At 45.5% G+C, this 20,063-nt stretch carries 16 protein-coding genes and 1 pseudogene; 15 read left to right on the top strand and 2 right to left on the bottom strand.

The features are described from left to right. Positions 1–75: 75 nt before the first annotated feature. From NYE22_RS19900 to NYE22_RS19890, 3 genes are all read left to right on the top strand, one after another. A complete protein-coding gene (locus NYE22_RS19900; RefSeq protein ID WP_187002067.1) occupies positions 76–978 on the top strand; it encodes an aldo/keto reductase family oxidoreductase in 903 nt (300 codons plus the stop codon). Positions 979–1,163: 185 nt separating this feature from the next. Further along, entirely contained in the window at positions 1,164–3,248 is a 2,085-nt protein-coding gene (mtlR, locus tag NYE22_RS19895) for a mannitol operon transcriptional activator MtlR (RefSeq protein WP_187002068.1), read from the top strand. 211 nt (positions 3,249–3,459) lie between these two features. Then, positions 3,460–4,971, top strand: coding sequence for a class I adenylate-forming enzyme family protein (locus NYE22_RS19890; protein ID WP_032726504.1), 1,512 nt, complete (start codon positions 3,460–3,462; stop codon positions 4,969–4,971). Positions 4,972–4,990: 19 nt separating this feature from the next. On the opposite strand, the gene NYE22_RS19885 is transcribed toward NYE22_RS19890, so the two are convergent. After that, a complete protein-coding gene (locus NYE22_RS19885; protein ID WP_187002069.1) occupies positions 4,991–5,587 on the bottom strand; it encodes a class I SAM-dependent methyltransferase in 597 nt (198 codons plus the stop codon). Positions 5,588–5,741: 154 nt separating this feature from the next. On the opposite strand from NYE22_RS19885, the gene NYE22_RS19880 reads away from it, so the two are divergent. The 5 genes from NYE22_RS19880 to amj all read left to right on the top strand — a co-directional run bounded on the left by NYE22_RS19880 (position 5,742) and on the right by amj (position 9,573). After that, entirely contained in the window at positions 5,742–6,602 is an 861-nt protein-coding gene (locus NYE22_RS19880) for an SDR family oxidoreductase (protein WP_187002070.1), read from the top strand. Between the two features lie 15 nt (positions 6,603–6,617). Beyond that, complete coding sequence (lyxE, locus tag NYE22_RS19875) at positions 6,618–7,121, top strand: D-lyxose ketol-isomerase (protein WP_003234400.1); 504 nt, start codon at positions 6,618–6,620, stop codon at positions 7,119–7,121. Positions 7,122–7,206: 85 nt separating this feature from the next. Next, positions 7,207–7,758 carry a GNAT family protein gene (locus NYE22_RS19870; protein WP_187002071.1) on the top strand — a complete coding sequence of 184 codons (552 nt, stop codon included), beginning with the start codon at positions 7,207–7,209 and terminating at the stop codon, positions 7,756–7,758. 77 nt (positions 7,759–7,835) lie between these two features. Continuing rightward, the gene (locus NYE22_RS19865; RefSeq protein ID WP_003234396.1) at positions 7,836–8,258 is read left to right on the top strand and encodes a pyridoxamine 5'-phosphate oxidase family protein; all 423 of its coding nucleotides are present in this window, start codon (positions 7,836–7,838) and stop codon (positions 8,256–8,258) included. Positions 8,259–8,763: 505 nt separating this feature from the next. Further along, entirely contained in the window at positions 8,764–9,573 is an 810-nt protein-coding gene (gene amj, locus NYE22_RS19860) for a lipid II flippase Amj (RefSeq protein WP_015715258.1), read from the top strand. A gap of 46 nt (positions 9,574–9,619) precedes the next feature. Here amj and NYE22_RS19855 read toward each other — a convergent pair whose 3' ends face one another. After that, a complete protein-coding gene (locus tag NYE22_RS19855) occupies positions 9,620–9,910 on the bottom strand; it encodes a DUF3817 domain-containing protein (RefSeq protein ID WP_014475846.1) in 291 nt (96 codons plus the stop codon). Positions 9,911–10,094: 184 nt separating this feature from the next. Between NYE22_RS19855 and lrpC the strand changes: the two genes are divergently transcribed. The 7 genes and pseudogenes from lrpC to NYE22_RS19820 all read left to right on the top strand — a co-directional run bounded on the left by lrpC (position 10,095) and on the right by NYE22_RS19820 (position 19,992). Continuing rightward, positions 10,095–10,529, top strand: coding sequence for a transcriptional regulator LrpC (gene lrpC, locus NYE22_RS19850; protein WP_003246585.1), 435 nt, complete (start codon positions 10,095–10,097; stop codon positions 10,527–10,529). A gap of 64 nt (positions 10,530–10,593) precedes the next feature. After that, positions 10,594–12,777 carry a DNA topoisomerase III gene (locus NYE22_RS19845; protein WP_342412082.1) on the top strand — a complete coding sequence of 728 codons (2,184 nt, stop codon included), beginning with the start codon at positions 10,594–10,596 and terminating at the stop codon, positions 12,775–12,777. A 202-nt stretch (positions 12,778–12,979) separates the two neighbouring features. Further along, positions 12,980–14,068 carry a hypothetical protein gene (locus NYE22_RS19840; RefSeq protein WP_064671960.1) on the top strand — a complete coding sequence of 363 codons (1,089 nt, stop codon included), beginning with the start codon at positions 12,980–12,982 and terminating at the stop codon, positions 14,066–14,068. Next, positions 14,049–14,900 carry a cyclic-di-GMP receptor EpsK gene (epsK, locus tag NYE22_RS19835; RefSeq protein WP_249852517.1) on the top strand — a complete coding sequence of 284 codons (852 nt, stop codon included), beginning with the start codon at positions 14,049–14,051 and terminating at the stop codon, positions 14,898–14,900. Before NYE22_RS19840 ends, epsK begins: the two co-directional genes overlap by 20 nt. Before the next feature lie 10 nt (positions 14,901–14,910). Beyond that, a pseudogene (locus NYE22_RS19830) lies at positions 14,911–16,620 on the top strand (DUF2334 domain-containing protein). Beyond that, positions 16,613–17,875, top strand: a complete 1,263-nt coding sequence (locus NYE22_RS19825; RefSeq protein WP_342412081.1) for a glycosyltransferase family 2 protein — start codon at positions 16,613–16,615, stop codon at positions 17,873–17,875. Before NYE22_RS19830 ends, NYE22_RS19825 begins: the two are co-directional and overlap by 8 nt. Before the next feature lie 5 nt (positions 17,876–17,880). Next, the gene (locus NYE22_RS19820) at positions 17,881–19,992 is read left to right on the top strand and encodes a cellulose biosynthesis cyclic di-GMP-binding regulatory protein BcsB (protein ID WP_163117840.1); all 2,112 of its coding nucleotides are present in this window, start codon (positions 17,881–17,883) and stop codon (positions 19,990–19,992) included. Positions 19,993–20,063 lie beyond the last annotated feature (71 nt).

Here is a 20,063-nt window from a genome sequence, read left to right as displayed (position 1 = left end):
GAAAAAGGGGATCTGAGGCCGAATGAACTAGTAAGGGGCAAAACCCGGTTTATACAAAGAAAAGAGGGATTTTGCATGCAGCGTATTCAATTGGCGGAGGATCTTCAATTTTCAAGAGTCATACACGGGCTTTGGCGGCTGAATGAATGGAACTATTCAGATGCTGAACTTCTGAGCCTCATTGAATGGTGTATCGATCACGGCATCACGACCTTTGATCATGCGGATATTTATGGAGGCTATACGTGCGAAAAGCTGTTTGGAAACGCCCTTGCCCTTTCGCCTGGATTAAGAGAAAACATAGAGCTGGTCACAAAATGCGGTATCGTTCTTGAATCGCCTGAACGGCCCGCTCACAGATCGCATCATTATAACACAAGCAAATCGCATATTTTGGCATCCGTTGAGCAATCGCTTATGAACCTTAGGACGGATTATATCGATGTGCTGTTGATTCACAGACCGGACCCGCTCATGGATCCGGAGGGGGTAGCAGAGGCGTTTCAGGCCTTGAAATGCTCTGGCAAGGTCAGGTACTTTGGCGTTTCAAATTTTAAAGATCACCAGTATCGGATGCTGGAATCGTATTTGCCCGAGAAGCTTGTGACCAACCAGATTGAGCTTTCCGCTTATGAATTAGAAAATGTGCTCGACGGCACTTTGAACCTGTGCCAGGAAAAACGGATTCCGCCGATGGCTTGGTCGCCTCTGGCAGGCGGCAAAGTATTCACTGAAAACACGGATAAAGACCGACGTGTCCGCACGGCGCTTGAATCCGTCCAAGGGGAAATCGGCGCTGCTTCATTGGACGAGGTCATGTACGCATGGCTGTTCACGCATCCGGCCGGCATCATGCCGATTGTCGGAAGCGGAAAGCGTGAGCGGATTTCCGCCGCGATAAATGCGTTGTCATACAAGCTTGACCAGGATCAATGGTTCCGCATTTTTACAGCCGTACAGGGTTACGATATTCCATAAAAAGCATCAGCTTACCAGCTGATGCTTTTTCAATATTGTCACACCGCATAGTGCCAAATTACCATTTATAAGTGATTGATTCTTTCTTGAAAGCGTTTTATATTAAAGGGAAACCTCTCTATATCCTCTACTGCATCTCCTTGCGACTTCATCCGCACATCAAGATAGTCTAGGAGGTCTTTTTTATGTATATGACTGCCAGAGAACAAAAGCTGTTAAAGCACTTATTATTACAAAACAGATATATAACCGTAACTGAGCTTGCTGAGCTGATGCAAGTCAGCACGAGAACCATTCACAGGGAACTCAAATCAATTAAACCGCTGATGGAAACCGTGGGGCTTACGTTAGATAAACAGCCCGGTAAAGGGTTGAAAGCAGTGGGAAGTCCCGAAGATAAACAAAAGCTGCTTACTGATTTATCATATGAACAGCATGAATACAGCGCCGACGAACGGAAACTGCTCATTCTTTGTTCGTTATTAGAGTCTCAGGAGCCCGTCAAACTGTACACGCTTGCTCATGATCTCCAGGTGACGAATGCCACGGTCAGCTATGACTTAGATGAGCTCGAGAAGTGGATTTCTCCCTTCGGACTGACACTGATCCGCAAAAGAGGTTTTGGCATCCAGCTCATAGGACCGGAGAATGCGAAACGGAAAATTGTCGGCAACTTGATTGTGAACCGTCTCGACATCCAAATGTTTTTGGAAGCGGTTGAATTAAACATCAAAGGAAAAACCGATTCTTCAGAGAAAATGTTCGGGGTTGTCAGCAAAGGTGAGCTGTTAAAAATGGAGCGCATCTTATTTCAGCTCAAAGAAAAAATCGCTTTTTCATTGTCCGACAGCTCCTATATAGCGCTCGTCGTCCATCTGACGTATGCGATCGAACGAATTAAGCTTGGGGAAACTATCACCATGGAGCAAAATGAGCTTGAGGAACTGAAGAATGCGAAGGAATACAGCTCCGCTCTTGAAATCGCGGGCGAGATTGAACGTGCCTTCGGCGTGACGATTCCAGAGGCGGAGGTCGGCTATATTACAATCCATCTTCGAAGCGCCAATCGAAAATACAAAACAGAATACAAAGCGCAGGAAATTGAGCTGGAAACAGCCCTGCAAACAAAGCGGCTCATTGCTTTTATTTCAGACAAAATCAGAATGGATCTGACGAAAAACTACTCTTTATATGAAGGCTTGATTGCCCATTTGGAGCCGGCCGTCAGCCGCATAAAAGAAAATATTGAGATATACAATCCGATGAAGGAACAGATCAAGCGCGATTATTTTCTGCTTTATATGGCGATCGAAGAAGGCGTCGAAAAGTATTTTCCGGGCATGTCCTTTTCTGATGATGAAATCGCTTTTATCGTTCTTCACTTTGGCTCGGCTCTTGAAATCAAAAAAGAAGAAGCAAAAGTGAAAGCGCTTGTCGTCTGCTCAAGCGGGATCGGCTCCTCGAAAATGCTTGCCTCCAGACTGAAAAAAGAGCTGCCGGAAATTGAATCGTTTGATATGTCATCCCTGATCGAGCTAAAGGGGAAGGATGTTCAAGCCTATGATATGATTGTGTCCACTGTACCGATTCCTTATGAAAACATTGATTACATCATGGTCAGCCCACTATTAAATGAGGAAGACGCAAACCAGGTCAAGCAGTATATCAAGCGGAAGATTCCCCTTATTCTTAACAAAAAAAGAAGCCCGAAGGAAGAGGCGCAGCAAGCTGATGTACCTGACATGCTAGAGGCGGCGGAAAGCATAGGGCGGTATATGGAAGTTATCCAAGATGTTCTGCGCCATTTTACGCTAGCTCCACTCAAAACAAACCCGGACCATAGCATGCTTTTGCTAGAGCTTTTTCAACAGCTGAAGAAGGATGGCCTGATCCGTAATCCGGAAAAAGCCGCGGTTTGCCTGGCTGAGCGGGAGAAACAAGGGGGATTGGGAATCCCCGGAACAAACATGGCGCTTTATCATCTCAAAAATGATGAAATCGTCCTGCCTTTTTTCAAAATGTTTGATCTCAGCACCTCCTATGAAGTGGATGGCATGGACGGAAATACCCTCAGGATGACACGCATCCTCGTCATGATGGCGCCTAACTCATTATCTGCTGAAGGCTCGGAGATTTTAAGCGCGATCAGCTCGGCAATTATCGAGAGCGGAGAAAGCATGGCGGGGTTTCAGGAAGAAGGAGAACAAGAATTGTATCAGCGGTTAAACCGCATATTTTTCACATGGATGAAAGAAAAAAACATACTGTAATCCTGCATGGCACACGTCAAAAATTTGGCGTGTGTTTTTCTTTGGACGGGGAACAAAATAAGAAAATGTGGGACTATTTTATCATTCAGTATTGGAATAATTCCAAAATGAAATAGTTTTACAAGTTATCTTTTTTGGGTTAAAATGGGTGAGGTAAGGAAGAAAATCTAACAAATTATTGAAGATTCAAGAGAATATAGGAGATGACGATATGGAAACATTACAGCATCTGATTCTGCATGACATGCCGAATAGCGAAGATATAGAGGCTGTAAAAAGCGGAGACCATACACTGACATATAAAGGTTACCGTAAACGGATTAATCAGCTGGCGAATGCCATGCTTCAAAAAGGAATTCAAAAGGGCGACCGTGTTGCATTGCTTTGCAAAAACGGCCATCCCGCCTCAACTGTTATGTTCGCCGCACTTGAAATAGGTGCTGTTGTCGTACCTGTCAGCTGGCAGCTGAAACCATATGAAATGACAGGCATTTTAAAAGCAAGTGAACCGAAAGCAATGTTTTACGGAGCGGAGTTTAAAGAGACACTGGATGAAGTTCTTCCTGAATTGTCCTCACTGTGTGTAACAATGGAAACTGGAACAGCTTACGAAACATCTGCTGAATTTGAAGCGCTGTTTGCAGGTCCTGATCATTTGCCAGAGACGGAAATGGTTTCCCCTGATGATACAGCACTTCTGATGTTTACATCTGGAACAACGGGTAACCCGAAAAGATGCATGATTACACATGGCGGCATATACAGATACGTTAAAAAATCCAACAGCTCAATAGCACGCATGAAGGGCCTTCGTTTTCTCGCGTGCCATCCGATTTATCATACGAGTGCGCTCATTTGCATCATGCTTGGAACGTTTGCAGAAACAACCTTTGTGTTTACAAAGGATCAAGATCCTGTTCACATGCTGAAGGTCATTGAAGAAGAGAAAATTCAGACCGTGATGGCTCTTCCTGTGTTCTACACGTATTTGCTTGAGGCATGGGAAACGCACCAAACTGACTTATCTTCGCTTGTTATTTTAATGACAGGCGGAACAAAAGTGCCGAGCAGCCTAATCCGCCGCTATCTTGATATTGGCATTCCGCTTGCGCATGGCTATGGAAGTACTGAGGCTTGGGGCATCAGCACATGGACGCCTGATATGGGAATGGATAAAGCGGCATCTGCAGGAAAACCTGTGGCAGGTGTTAAAGTCAAAGTGGAAGATCCTCTGACCGGAGAAGAACTTCCTCAAGGAGAAATCGGCGAAATCGTTGTTCATACTCCATTCTTATTTAAAGGCTATGAAGACAATCCTGAAGCAACAGCGAAAGTGCTGCAAAATGGATGGTTTAGAACCGGAGATTCAGGATATGTAGATGAAGATGGCTTTATTTTCATCACGGGACGCTACAAGGATGTCATTATTTACGGAGGCGATAACGTCTATCCTGATCAGGTTGAAGAAGTTATCCAGCAGATCCCGGGAATCCTTGAAACGGCTGTGGTCGGTATTCCAGACCCGCTTTACGGTGAAAAACCGAAAGCTTTTATCGTGAAAAATGGCGGCCAGCGCATCACAGAAGAGGATGTCATCGCATTTTGTAAAGAACGCCTGTCCGCTTACAAAATACCTGAAGTTGAATTTGTTAACGAACTGCCGAAAAACAACCTTGGCAAGGTGAAAAAAGACGTCCTGCGCAATCAGGCTGTACATTCATAAAAGAAGAAGCCCGTCCACTTTATGTGGCGGGCTTCTTTGCACTTGCACAGACGGAAAGCTGAGGCTTAATGTTCTTAAATTGTATATCAATGTCTTCGAAGCCGGCTGCTTTAAAGTCAGCAATCATCTGTCTTCCAAATGATTTGGTTTTTTCAGGACTGGCATCCGCTTCCCGCGGCTGCATCGTAATGGCTGCTTTGCCGCCTGGCTTTAATGTCCGATAAATCTGTTTCATGCCTTTTGTTTGGTCATTCCAAATGGTGTAGTTGTTAACGGAAATCACTTTATCATAAAACGAGGCGGGGAGAGGAAATGTCTCGATGCTTCCTTGTATCAGGCGCACACCCTTGGATTTCACTCTGCGGGCGGCCATCTTCAGCATGGCCTCTGACACATCAATCCCATGAAGCTGAACATCCTTCTCGCGTTTCAGCACCTGCTCTATGCAGTATCCCGGACCAAACCCGACTTCTAAAATGCTGTCCCCGCGCGTGATACCCAGCTGATTGATTGTCCACTGATTCAGTGTTTGATTTTCAGCAGCCATGATGTACCCGGCAATCATGCCGATGACGCCCTTTGGCCTGCTGAATCTTCTAGAAAGCATGTTAATCATTCAGCAACCAACCCCCTTTTTGAGTTATTTCCTCCAAGCGTTCCATGTGAAACATTTTTCTGATAAAGCAATGCGAAGGTGCCAAGCCATGTTTATCCAAAGAGTGTGTGAGGTACACAACAAATAGACATGAAAACAAAGGAGGAGAATCATCATGGCAAATTATCCAAAAGAACTGCCGGCACAAACTCAAAGTCGCCAGCCGGGAATTGAAAGCGAAATGAATCCAAGTCCGGTGTATGAGTACGAGGATTATAAAGGAGCAGACAAATTAAAAGGAAAAGTAGCTCTTATTACAGGCGGCGACAGCGGGATCGGACGCGCGGTTTCCGTCGCTTACGCAAAGGAAGGCGCTGACATCGCCATTGTGTATAAGGATGAGCATGAAGACGCTGAGAAGACGAAGAAACGTGTTGAACAAGAAGGCGTAAAATGCCTGCTGATTGCTGGTGATGTAGGTGAAGAGGAATTCTGCAATGAAGCGGTTGAAAAAACGGTCAAGGAACTAGGCGGCCTTGACATCCTTGTCAACAATGCAGGTGAACAGCATCCGAAGGAAAGCATCAAAGATATTACGAGCGAACAGCTTCACCGCACATTCAAAACAAACTTTTATTCTCAATTTTATTTGACTAAAAAAGCAATTGATTACCTGAAACCGGGCAGCGCCATCATCAATACGACATCCATCAACCCGTACGTAGGGAACCCGACACTGATTGATTATACAGCGACAAAAGGGGCGATCAACGCCTTTACAAGAACAATGGCGCAGGCGCTTGTTAAAGATGGCGTCCGTGTAAATGCAGTCGCGCCGGGTCCAATCTGGACGCCACTAATCCCAGCTACGTTCCCTGAAGAAACAGTTGCTCAATTTGGGCAAGATACGCCGATGGGCCGTCCTGGACAGCCTGTTGAGCACGTCGGCTGTTATGTGCTCCTGGCATCAGATGAGTCCTCTTACATGACAGGACAGACCCTGCATGTCAACGGCGGAAACTTTGTGACGACATAAGAGGGAGTGAGACATATGGGCATCACGAAAGAAGAAGTGAACAGCTACTATCAAAAAGCAGGGATTGTATTAACGGACGAGGAAGTAGACCAAATTCAGCTGATGGATTACGGCTTAGGAAAAGAAAGAAAAGTCGGGCTCCAGCTCTTCGTCTACGTCAATACAGACCGTTATTGTTCAAAGGAATTGGTGCTGTTTCCGGGACAGACTTGCCCGGAACACCGCCATCCGCCGGTCGACGGCCAGGAAGGCAAGCAGGAGACCTTCCGCTGCCGCTACGGAAAAGTGTATCTTTACGTAGAAGGAGAAAAAACGCCGCTTCCAAAAGTTCTCCCTCCTCAGGAAGACAGAGAACACTATACGGTCTGGCACGAAATTGAGCTAGAACCGGGCGGGCAATACACGATTCCACCAAACACAAAGCATTGGTTCCAGGCCGGGGAAGAAGGTGCCGTCGTGACGGAAATGTCATCGACGAGTACGGATAAACATGATATCTTTACCGATCCAAGAATATAAGGATGGGCTTAACAGCCCATCCTTTTTGTATTGAAAAAAACAGAATCATCGCTATAATGGGTAAAAAAGGAAAGAGGGCGAGGCAATGTTCACTTGCAAGGTAAATGAGCACATCACCATCCGATTATTGGAGCCGAAGGATGCGGAGCGGCTGGCCGAACTCATTATCCAAAATCAGCAGCGGCTTGGCGAGTGGCTGTTTTTTGCGGAAAATCCAAGCAGCGCTGAAACGTACCGAGAAACCATCATTCCAGATTGGCGGCGCCAGTATGCCGACCTGAACGGAATTGAGGCGGGGCTCCTTTATGACGGCAGCCTATGCGGCATGATCAGCCTGCATAACCTTGATCAAGTGAATCGTAAGGCGGAAATCGGATATTGGATTGCCAAAGAATTTGAAGGGAAAGGCATTATTACAGCTGCCTGCCGAAAACTCATTACGTATGCTTTTGAAGAGCTTGAGCTGAATCGTGTGGCGATCTGTGCGGCTATCGGAAACGAAAAAAGCAGAGCGGTTCCGGAGCGGCTCGGGTTTCTAGAGGAAGGCAGGGCACGGGACGGCTTATACGTAAACGGCATGCTTCACGACCTCGTCTACTACAGTCTGTTAAAGCGTGAATGGGAAGGCGAAAAATAAAGAGCACACTTTCTTGTTTAAATCTTCCCCGGATGTGGAAAAGTAACAGCGGAGACGTTAAAAAGGAGTGATTCGAGATGAATCAGCAAGACATTAAACAAAAAGTACTTGATGTTCTAGATCACCATAAAGTAGGTTCGCTCGCAACAGTTCAAAAGGGCAAACCGCATTCCCGCTACATGACTTTTTTCCATGACGGGCTGACGATTTACACACCGACAAGCAAGGAAACTCATAAAGCGGAAGAAATTGAGAACAACCCCAATGTCCACATTTTATTAGGCTATGATTGTGAAGGCTTTGGCGACGCATATGTCGAAGTTGCCGGAAAAGCCAAAATCAACAATTCGGCAGAACTCAAGGACAAAATATGGAGTTCCAAATTAGAGCGCTGGTTTGACGGCAAGGATGATCCGAATCTGGTGATTCTTGAAATTGAACCGGAGGATATCAGATTAATGAATGCCGGGGAGAAAACACCGGTCTCACTCGAACTATAAAAAATTTGTGTTTTCAGGGGCGATATGTTATTATGAATAGCTAGTAAGAAAAATAAGCAAATAAAAAAGAAAGTAAACTTCTTTTTTCTGTTTTGAGAGAGAAGCTTACCGCTTCCCAAGCAGCATAACCAGCTGCCCTTATTCTTTTCCTTCATAACAAATCGCCCCTAACGATGAGATGGAAAAAAGACTTTTTTGTTTTACAATTCACACCGGCGCGGCTTCGGAGCCGCAGTGACGATTGAGAGGTAGGGCTTTCGTTGTCTTGTGTTCAAGAAATTTCCATGATGTTTACTTTCCAGAATGATTCTTCGGAACAATGCTTTATGAATCTAACCCGCCTGACTTGGCGGATGATATAATCTTTATTTGCGTATAGAAAAGAATAAGACAAACCGCCCGGCGTACGCCGGACGGTTTTTTTATTGCAAAAAACACATCGTACTGAAACCTCCTTGTCTTCTTTCCAGTCTTATCTCTAGGATGAAATTGGAGGAAGAATAACGTGCATGTCATTACAACACAAGTACTTTTTATTTTTTGTTTTTTATTGCTGATTCACTCGATAGAAACCTTAGCCTATGCTACAAGGCTTTCCGGGGCCCGCGTTGGATTTATTGCGTCCGCGCTTTCCCTGTTTAATGTCATGGTCATCGTGTCCAGAATGTCGAACATGGTGCAGCAGCCCTTTACCGGGCATTTAATTGATGATGCTGGAAAAAACGCACTGGCGATTGTAGGGGAGCAGTTCCGCTTTTTAATTTTCGGATCGACAGTCGGCACCATTTTGGGCATTATCCTGCTCCCGTCTTTTGTTGCTCTTTTTTCACGGGCGATTATTCACTTGGCGGGCGGCGGCGGCTCCGTTTTTCAAGTTTTCCGAAAGGGATTCTCGAAACAAGGATTCAAAAATGCCCTTTCCTATTTGCGTCTGCCGTCTATTTCATATGTAAAAGGATTTCATATGCGCTTGATTCCGAAGCGTTTGTTTGTCATCAACATGCTGATTACATCGATTTATACGATTGGCGTGCTTTCGGCTTTATACGCAGGCCTTCTGGCGCCGGAGCGCAGTACGACAGCCGTCATGGCTTCGGGTTTGATCAACGGAATTGCGACGATGCTGCTGGCCATTTTTGTTGATCCTAAAGTATCCGTTCTTGCTGATGATGTGGCAAAAGGAAAACGAAGCTATCTCTATTTAAAATGGACCTCTGTCACAATGGTCACATCAAGGGTGGCGGGCACACTCCTCGCCCAGCTCATGTTTATTCCGGGGGCCTACTATATCGCGTGGCTGACAAAGTGGTTTTAATAAAAAAGGCTGGATCATAAAAATCCAGCCTTTTTTTTGCGTTCCCTTATTTATATTTCCTTAATCCGCGGTCGTACAAAAAATTTCCGAATGGGACGAAAGCGGCGATGAAGCCGGCAGCTGACCATTTCAGCGGCCATTTGACAGAGAAGGTTGCATAAGCCAAGACAAGCAAATACAAAATGAACAACCCGCCGTGAACCGAACCGACAATTGTCACCGCAAGCGGAAGGCCTGCCCAATATTTAAGCGGCATAGCGATGAACAACAGGATTAAGAGTGACATTCCTTCAATAAAACCCATCGTGCGAAGTCTTCCAATCGGCGTGTGCAGCATAAATCGCCCTCCTTGTGGACACGTTTTCATTTTATACTATAAACAATCCGGAGGGGCATATGACAGCTTTCAAAAAATGTTCGGAAAACATTCATTTTTACATGCCTTTTCTAGGGAACTGTACTTGTCATTTACAAAAATACCCGAGATAATGTGTACAAAATCAAAAAAGAAGGATGTTGAAATGAAACTTGACCAGATTGATCTGAATATCATTGAGGAGCTGAAGAAGGACAGCCGTTTGTCGATGAGGGAATTAGGCAGAAAAATTAAGCTGTCGCCTCCATCTGTGACAGAACGGGTAAGACAGCTTGAATCGTTTGGCATCATTAAGCAATACACGCTGGAGGTCGACCAGAAAAAACTGGGGCTTCCCGTTTCCTGCATTGTGGAAGCAACCGTTAAAAACGCGGATTACGAGCGGTTCAAAAGCTATATTCAAACATTGCCGAATATTGAATTTTGCTACCGGATTGCGGGTGCAGCCTGCTATATGCTGAAAATCAATGCCGAAAGCCTCGAAGCGGTAGAAGATTTCATTAACAAAACATCGCCCTACGCGCAAACCGTCACTCACGTCATTTTCTCAGAAATTGACACGAAAAACGGGCGCGGTTAGAGAGTGCCGCGTGAAGTCTGTTATAATAACAGGATGAGCGCGAAAGAAAGAGAAGTGATCAAGCATGTCAAAAACAGTTGTATTAGCTGAAAAACCTTCAGTCGGCCGGGATTTAGCCCGGGTGCTGAAGTGCCATAAAAAAGGAAACGGTTATCTCGAAGGCGATCAATATATTGTGACCTGGGCTTTAGGCCATTTGGTGACGCTTGCTGATCCAGAAGGCTACGGAAAAGAATTTCAATCATGGCGCCTAGAGGATCTGCCGATTATCCCAGAACCCTTAAAGCTTGTGGTAATAAAAAAAACCGGAAAGCAGTTCAATACAGTCAAATCCCAGCTTACCCGTAAAGACGTCAATCAGATTGTCATCGCGACTGACGCAGGCCGGGAAGGTGAGCTTGTTGCGCGCTGGATCATTGAGAAAGCGAATGTCCGAAAACCAATCAAGCGGCTGTGGATTTCATCTGTGACGGATAAAGCGATCAAGGAAGGTTTTCAGAAGCTGCGCAGCGGCAAAGAATATGAAAACCTGTACCATTCTGCCGTCGCCAGAGCGGAAGCGGATTGGATTGTGGGGATCAACGCCACCCGTGCACTTACCACAAAATTCAATGCCCAGCTCTCATGCGGGCGTGTGCAGACTCCGACGCTTGCCATGATTGCAAAGCGTGAGGCAGACATTCAGGCGTTTACACCCGTTCCGTATTACGGCATACGTGCTGCAGTCGACGGCATGACGCTGACGTGGCAGGATAAGAAATCAAAGCAGACGAGAACGTTCAATCAAGATGTAACAAGCCGTTTGCTAAAAAACCTCGACGGAAAGCAAGCGGTCGTAGCTGAGCTGAAAAAAACAGCGAAAAAAAGCTTTGCGCCTGCGCTTTATGATTTAACGGAGCTCCAGCGTGACGCTCACAAGCGCTTCGGTTTTTCTGCCAAAGAAACGCTTTCTGTCCTGCAGAAGCTATATGAGCAGCATAAGCTCGTCACATATCCGCGGACGGACTCTAGATTTTTATCCAGTGACATCGTCCCGACGTTAAAAGACCGTCTGGAAGGCATGGAAGTAAAACCGTATGCCCAATATGTCAGCCAAATTAAAAAACGTGGCATTAAATCTCATAAAGGATATGTCAATGACGCGAAGGTGTCAGACCACCACGCGATTATCCCGACCGAAGAGCCGCTCGTTCTCAGCAGTCTGAGTGATAAAGAACGAAAGCTGTATGACCTGATTGCGAAACGTTTCCTGGCTGTATTAATGCCTGCATTCGAATATGAGGAAACAAAGGTCATCGCAGAAATCGGCGGAGAAACCTTTACGGCGAAAGGCAAAACCGTGCAGTCGCAAGGGTGGAAAGCCGTTTATGATATGGCGGATGAGGATGATGAGCAGGAGGATGACAGAGACCAGACACTTCCTGCGCTTCAAAAAGGCGACACACTTGCCGTCCGCACGTTAACGGAAACAAGCGGCCAAACGAAGCCGCCTGCCCGCTTTAACGAAGGGACCTTGCTGTCAGCGATGGAAAACCCAAGCGCATTTATGCAGGGAAAAGAAAAAGACCTCGTCAAAACGCTTGGAGAAACAGGCGGCCTCGGCACGGTGGCAACGCGTGCCGACATTATTGAAAAACTGTTCAACAGCTTTTTAATTGAGAAAAAAGGCCAAGATATTTTTATCACGTCTAAAGGAAAACAGCTCCTGCAGCTTGTTCCGGAGGATCTGAAATCACCGGCCTTAACAGCAGAATGGGAGCAAAAGCTGTCTGCGATCGCGGCCGGCAAATTGAAATCGGCTGTTTTTATTAAAGATATGAAGGCTTACGCTCACCAAACGGTAAAAGAAATCAAAAACAGCAGCCAAACCTTCCGACATGACAACATCACGGGAACGGCATGTCCGGAATGCGGCAAAATGATGCTGAAAGTAAACGGCAAACGCGGGACGATGCTCGTGTGCCAAGATCGTGAATGCGGAAGCAGAAAAACGATTGCCCGAAAAACAAACGCACGCTGCCCGAATTGCCATAAAAGAATGGAGCTTCGCGGCCAAGGCGAGGGCCAAACCTTTGCGTGTGTGTGCGGTCACCGTGAAAAGCTCTCTGTATTTGAAAAACGAAAAAACAAAGACAAAGCGCGTGCTACCAAACGGGACGTATCCTCTTATATGAAAAAACAAAATAAAGATGAGCCGATTAACAACGCGCTGGCAGAACAGCTGAAAAAACTCGGTTTGGATAAATAATAAAAAAACCTGTGCCTATTGCACAGGTTTTTTTATTGGACTTAGGTCCTGTTTTCTTAATGTTCAAAAAGGGGAAAAAAAGCTAGCAATCTGCATTTTTTTCTTTTATAGTAAATGTACTTTGTAACGTGGCAGTCATATTTTCGTCTATAACTATTTGTGAGCGTCTGATTTGCTTCAGGCGACAAAGGGGGATTTGCCTGTGAGGCATGTACTAATTGCTGTCATCTTATTCTTCTTATCTATCGGACTTTCCGCAGGGTGTGCTGAAGCTGGAAACAAGACCCAAAATCAGTCGGCGACAGAAGTGAAAGTCAGCCCGCTCCAGCCGGCGGAATATTTCATCTATCACAATTTAATGAATGACCAAGGGCTGATCAAAACCGATTTTTCAGACCAGCCTTCTTACTTGTCGGAATCTCTCGGCCTGTGGATGGAGTTTCTGCTCAGCAAAAATGACGCACCGCATTTCCAGGATCAATATCAGCATCTGACTGATTCATTTCTGATGAGCAATCACTTGGTGACGTGGAAGATTCAAAATGGCCAAGCGAGCGGGACGAATGCGCTGATAGATGATATGAGAATTATGCTGTCTCTTGACCAAGCCGCCGCAAAATGGGGCCGCAGCGACTACGCGCAAACGGCTAGGGATATCGGCACGTCTTTGAAGACATACAATATGAACAATGGGTTATTTACAGACTATTACGACTCACAGGCCGCTTCAAAGGATGTGACGCTTTCATACGTCATGCCTGACGCCTTAGCTGTCTTAAAGAAGAATGGAATCATAGACGAAGACACAGAACAGCGGAATGCCAATGTTCTCTATTCAGCTCCTTTAAAAAATGGCTTTCTGCCGAAAACATACAGCTCGGAGACGAAGGAATACACATACGACAGTGAAATCAACCTGATTGATCAGCTTTACACTGCTTGGCATTTGCCGGAAGGGGATGAAAAAGCATCTGTTTTAGCGGACTGGATCAAGCAGGAATTTCAGAAAAACGGAAAGCTGTACGGGCGGTATTCGGCAGATACGAAGGAGCCTGCCGTCCAATATGAGTCTCCATCCGTATATGCATTAGCCGTATTGTTTTTGACAAAACAGCATGAAAACAGTTCTGTCATCAAAGCCATATATGACAGAATGAATGACTTTGAAATTCATGATCCGGTGAAATCGTATTATGGAGGCTATATGAGCGGCACTCAGACGCATTCATTTGACAATCTGCTGCCGCTGTTAGCCGAAAGGAAGCTTTTTAATGAAAATATCATTCAGTGAATCACAAAAATTATTTGCTTATTTTTCAGGGCTCATCGCGGCCCTGTCTCTGTTTATTTATTATGTGTCAGCCCAGCAAGCGGAAGGTGCTCTGATCCTTTGCATCACATTTGTCGTCATCGCCGCAGGCATCTGGTTCGGCCCGATTTACGCGCTGGCAGTGACCTTAATCGTACTCTTTGTTCTCGGCACCTTAATGATGTTTTTCCAGACTGGACAGACATCGCTCTTTCCGGCTGAGGAAGGGCTGCGAATGCTTGTCGTGTGGGGAATCGCGCTTTTGCTGTTTTCTTTTATTTCTGGACGAATCCACGATATTACGGCAGAGCTTCGGCGCTCAATGACACGGCTTCAATCCGAAATCAAAAGCTTTGTTGCTGTTGACAGAGTTACCGGTTTTGATAACAAGCAAAGGATGAAGCTGGAACTTTCAGAAGAAATCAAGCGGGCGGAGCGCTATGGCAATTCTTTTGTGTTTTTGCTGCTCCATATGCATTATTTCAAAGAGTTTAAGTCTTTGTACGGTGAAAAAGAAACGGACCGCCTCTTCCAATATGTCGGTCAGCAAATCAGGACAAGCGTTCGGGAAACGGATAAGAAATTCCGTCCCTCTGACGAGCGTATCGGGATCGTGCTGACGCACACGCCTGCTGAACATATGCCGGCCGTTCTGACCAAGCTGAAGAAACAATTGGATACATATCAGCTGGAAAATGGAAAGTATGTGTCGCTTACGTTCCACGTTTGCTATTTGCCCTACCGCAACGATATCAAAACAGCTGATCAATTTTTAGAAGAACTGGAAAACGAGATGATGATGAATGAACTATAAAGGAATCACATTGCTATGCGTCATGATGCTTCTATTTTCAGCTATTGCGTCTTTTCCCGTTTCTGCGCAAGCGAAAGATCAGGATGCCGGCATTCTCATCATCTACTCAACCTTGGACGGCAAAGAGTCGTCACAAGTCAAAATGCTCGATTTGCTTGCGGGCCACTTGACATCCCATGTGACAGTCAAAAAAGATTCAGACGTTGAAGCGTCGGATTTCAAAGGGAAAGACCATGTGATTTATTACGGCCAAACGAAAAGAAAGCTCAGCAAAAAATTGCTGTCTCTTATCAGCGGCGTAAAAAAACCGGTTGTCGCCATTGGCTATAATGCAGGCCAAATCAGCCAATTTTCCGGGCTTTCATTAGCCCGCAAAGAAAATGTGTTTCAGGTTCACAGCAGGTCGGAAAAGGCCGATGTGTCTCTGGAAAGCGGGCTTAACGTGCTGAGTGTATCAGGCCTGAAAGGAACGGCGCTTTACACCTTCAAAGCTGATGACGGCACAACGCATTCTTTTATATGGAAAACAAAAAAAGGGAATGTGTACATTGGATTAACAAATTTGTTAAATGACAATTTGATCGTGGCGAAACAGCTCAGAGAAGCTTTCGGAGAGAAGGCGGGGACGACGTTATTATATTTGCGTCTCGAGGATATCAGCCCGATGTCTGATGAAAAACTGCTGCTTCAAGCCGGTACATACCTGCATAAGCGGCATATTCCTTTTATCCTGGCGGTCATTCCGGTTTACTTGAATCCGGAAACAGGCGACAAAGTGTATTTGTCTGATCAACCGAAGATGGTCAAGGTGCTGAAAAAGCTGCAAAGTATGGGCGGCAGTATCATAGTTCACGGCTATACTCACGCTTATCGCTACAGTGAAACAGGAGAGGGCTTTGAATTTTGGGATGCAAAGGCGGATCAGCCGATTACATCCGGAAATGCCGAAGACCCCCCGTCCATTTTGGAGAAAGAACAGGACTTCCCGAACGAACAAGACTATCACAGCTATCTTGAACCATTTCGGGAAAAGGAAGAAACGTATACAAAACAAAAACTGACGCGTGCCATTGAGGATTTGACATCATCGGGTCTTTACCCGCTGGCGTTTGAAGCGCCGCATTACACGATGTCCGAATATGGCTATCAAATCGCCTCGCAGTATTTTACAAGCATTTTCGGCCAGGTCCAGCTCAGCAGCACAACATGGAAAACATCCGGTGCACCTCCGTTTGTGACTGCTCCTTCGATGTTGCACGGAATGACGCTTTATCCGGAAACGATCGGCTTTGTCGACACATAAAAGCAAAACCCGCTCGGTGAGATGGAGGAGCGCATCTCCCAGATGATTGATTTTGAAGGCGGAGTAGCCGGAGGATTTTATCACCCGTACCTTGGGATGAAATATCTGCCTGAGCTGGTTGATCAGATGGAACGCATTCCAGACAGTGAATGGCTTGATTTAAAGAAAACGAAACAAACCGTCAAAACAGACAAAGTGGAAATTCATACAAGCGGTGACGGAACGATTCAGGTGAAAAACGGCGTAAGCCCCATTTACGAGTTTTTCGATCATCACCGGCAAACCCCTCTGGAAAAGGCGTTATGGATTCTCTCCGCTGTTGTGCTCTTATTTGTCATCATGTTTGTCAGTTATACGTTTTACTTGAGAGCCACATTGAAAAAACGAATTTTTAAGGAGAGAAGAAGCCTTGGGTAATACGCTGTTCTTTATCTCGCTAAGTTTAATATGGGTTATGCTTCTCTACCACATGTTCCTCATGCAGGGCGGGTTTCGCCACTATATGACCTTCGAACGGAATATCCCAAAGTGGAGAGAAAACATGAAGGAACTGCCGAAGGTCAGCGTCCTCATCCCGGCGCATAACGAAGAGGTTGTGATTCGGCAGACGCTGAAGGCCATGGTCAACCTTTATTATCCGAAGGACCGGCTGGAGATTATCGTCGTTAACGATAATTCATCAGACCGGACGGGTGATATCGTCAATGAATTTTCAGAGAAATACGATTTCATCAAAATGGTGATTACGAAGCCGCCAAATGCAGGAAAAGGAAAATCCTCTGCACTTAACTCAGGTTTTGCCGAATCAAACGGCGATGTGATCTGTGTGTATGACGCCGACAACACGCCTGAGAAAATGGCCGTGTATTACCTCGTGCTCGGCCTGATGAATGACGAAAAGGCAGGCGCCGTGGTAGGGAAATTCCGCGTCATCAATGCGGCAAAGACGCTGCTGACGAGGTTTATTAATATCGAAACGATCTGTTTTCAGTGGATGGCCCAGGGAGGCAGATGGAAGTGGTTCAAAATCGCCACGATCCCAGGCACCAACTTCGCGATCCGCAGAAGCATTATCGAAAAGCTCGGAGGCTGGGATGACAAAGCGCTCGCTGAGGATACTGAGCTGACCATCAGGGTATATAATCTCGGCTACCACATCCGCTTTTTCCCTGCCGCCATTACGTGGGAGCAGGAACCGGAAACATGGAAGGTATGGTGGCGCCAGCGCAACCGATGGGCGCGCGGCAATCAATATGTCGTGCTTAAATTTTTGGCGCAGTTTTTTAAGCTGAAACGAAAACGGATTATCTTTGATTTGTTTTATTTTTTCTTTACGTACTTCCTGTTTTTCTTTGGCGTGATCATGTCGAATACGATTTTTGTTGTGAATTTGTTTTATGATTTGCATTTATCGGTTGGATTTTTGGCAATGATTCTCTGGATTTTGGCATTTTTCTTATTTATGACAGAGGTCATGATTACGTTGAGCATTGAAAAAACAGAAATGAACAAGCAAAACTTTTTTATCGTATTTCTCATGTACTTCACATACTCGCAGGCATGGATTGTGCTTGTTATCTACTCTTTATTTGTAGAAATCAAGCACCGTTTATTCAAGCAAGAGGTCAAATGGTACAAGACAGAACGATACAATCAACATAAAAGCGGGTGACCTTTTTGAAACAAATAATGATTTTTCTCACAAGCTTCATGCTGCTGGCGATGACTGGACAAACGGCTCTTGCCAAAGACGTACAGGTCAGCGGTTCGCTCCTCGGGAAAAGCAGCCAAGAACAAGCCAAACAGCAGGTGCTGACAAGCGAGCTGATTACACTGTATGGATCAAAAGACAGCGCAGAGCTGACGTATCAGATCCCGGCAGGCGCTTCTTCAGGCAATCAGCAATTGGTAATCGAATACGAGGCATCAAATCTTTTAATTTCTCCATCATCGTTAACGGCTGTCATTGATGATGAACCGGTCAAGACGTTAAAGCTTGATGGTGATTCCAAACGGAAAACAGTGAAGCTGAATCTGAATAAAAGCCAGTCTGCGCAAGGCTATCACAACGTATCGTTGAAATTCTACGGCGTAATGAAAGAGGGCGTGTGCGTCAGACAGGATACATCAGGCAACTGGATCAAAATTTATCCGGACAGCCGGCTGACACTTGCTGACAGCAGTGAAGCGAAGGGAACGTCGCTGGACCATTATCCGTATCCTTTCGCCCAATCTGGAAATACAGCGGAAGAAACAGCTATCATCATTCCGGATCATCCAAGTTCAGCAGAAATAGAAGCTGCTGTTAAAACAGAAGGCTTTTTGAAAACGGTGGACAGCAGTGTCAGTATTGCGTATGTCACGGAATCTGAACTGAAAAAAATCGATAAGCCGACGATTGTTATCGGCGTGGACAAGCATTGGAACGGCAAAGTGAAAAAACTGTTGAAACAAGCTGGGCTACAGGCAAAAGGAGAAAACCTTCTGCTTGCGGAGCGGGTGCTGAAAGCAGAGGGCAAACAGCAGCCGGTTCTGTTTGCGCAAGCGGCGTCCGAGGACGCGCTCACTAAAAAAATCAGCGTGATGACAGATCAGACATATACAGGCCAGCTCAGCGGCGATACACTTTCAATCAGCAAGCTTCAGCAGACTGAAAAAAAAGAAAGCGATAAGCTGACCCTTGAGGATTTTGGAGCGGGCGATATCACAATTGGAGCCGACAAAACATCTTCAGCACATTATTTTTATCCGGCTTCGGCTGTTTTAGATGAAAACCAATTGGCGAAGCTGTCGCTTAAACTGAAAAAGTCTGAAACGATTCAAGCCTCAACGGCTGAAAACGAGTCAGCCTCTCAGGCCGCAGAACTGAAAGTGATGATCAACGGCCAGCCGCACTCGGTCCGGCTTGATGAATTAGGAAAAGAAGATAAAAACGGATTCTATCATGTCACAGTGAAAGTGGACCCTAAGCTGCTGCAAAAAAACCGCTACATTGATATTCAGTTCGTCACGACCGGTTTAAAGGAAAACAACCCTTGCAACACCACTGATGAAGAAAAGTGGGTTTTTATCGATAAAAACAGTACATTATCATACGCCATCAAAGGCATGTCTCCTTCAGCGGATTTTCAAGAGTGGCCGCTACCTTACGCCGGAAACCAGGATCAAACAACGTTAATCGTGCTTCCTGACACCGTAAGCCAATCGAAGCTAGAGGAGCTTTCTCTCGTAACGGAATCCTTTGGCAGCGAAGCACAGCATTCATATACTGTAAAGAAATCATCTGACGTTACAGCAAAGGATGCGAAAGGACGAAACCTCATTTTCATAGGGGGGATCAATCAATTTTCTCTTCTGAAGGAGAAATCATCAGATCTGCTTGTACCGCAGGAAAAGAACGGCTCATTTGATGTATCTGGTTTCGAGATGCTGAATGAGACAACAAAACAAGTGGTATTTACCCAAGCATCGGTTTGGGATTCACGCTATACAATGGCTGTCTTTGCACCGTCAAAAGGAGATGGCACGGCTGTCACAAAAGAGATCATCAGTTATCTGAACAGCAACGATGAGTCGGCAACCGTCCTTAATGAAACAAACAGCCAGCAGGTGTTTACAAACCACCAGCAGCTCAAATCGGAAACAAACAGTTCCGATGCAGAACAACCAACACAGGATCATAGCCAGAAATGGATGTATATTGGTGTGCTGGCACTCATTATGTTGATTGCGGCATTGTTCATTTGGATTGCCGTAAGACGCAGAAAAAGAAAGACAGATACAGAATAAAACAGAGGCGATTTTAGCCTCTGTTTTTTTATTTTTGGTAAGTAAATTCCATTTGTGGAACCTGTCATTTT

It is taken from the genome of Bacillus sp. FSL K6-1560, assembly GCF_038592935.1.
Classification (GTDB): domain Bacteria; phylum Bacillota; class Bacilli; order Bacillales; family Bacillaceae; genus Bacillus; species Bacillus subtilis.
Note: the sequence above shows the minus strand (reverse complement) of the source record. Positions and strands in the feature narration are given on the sequence as shown.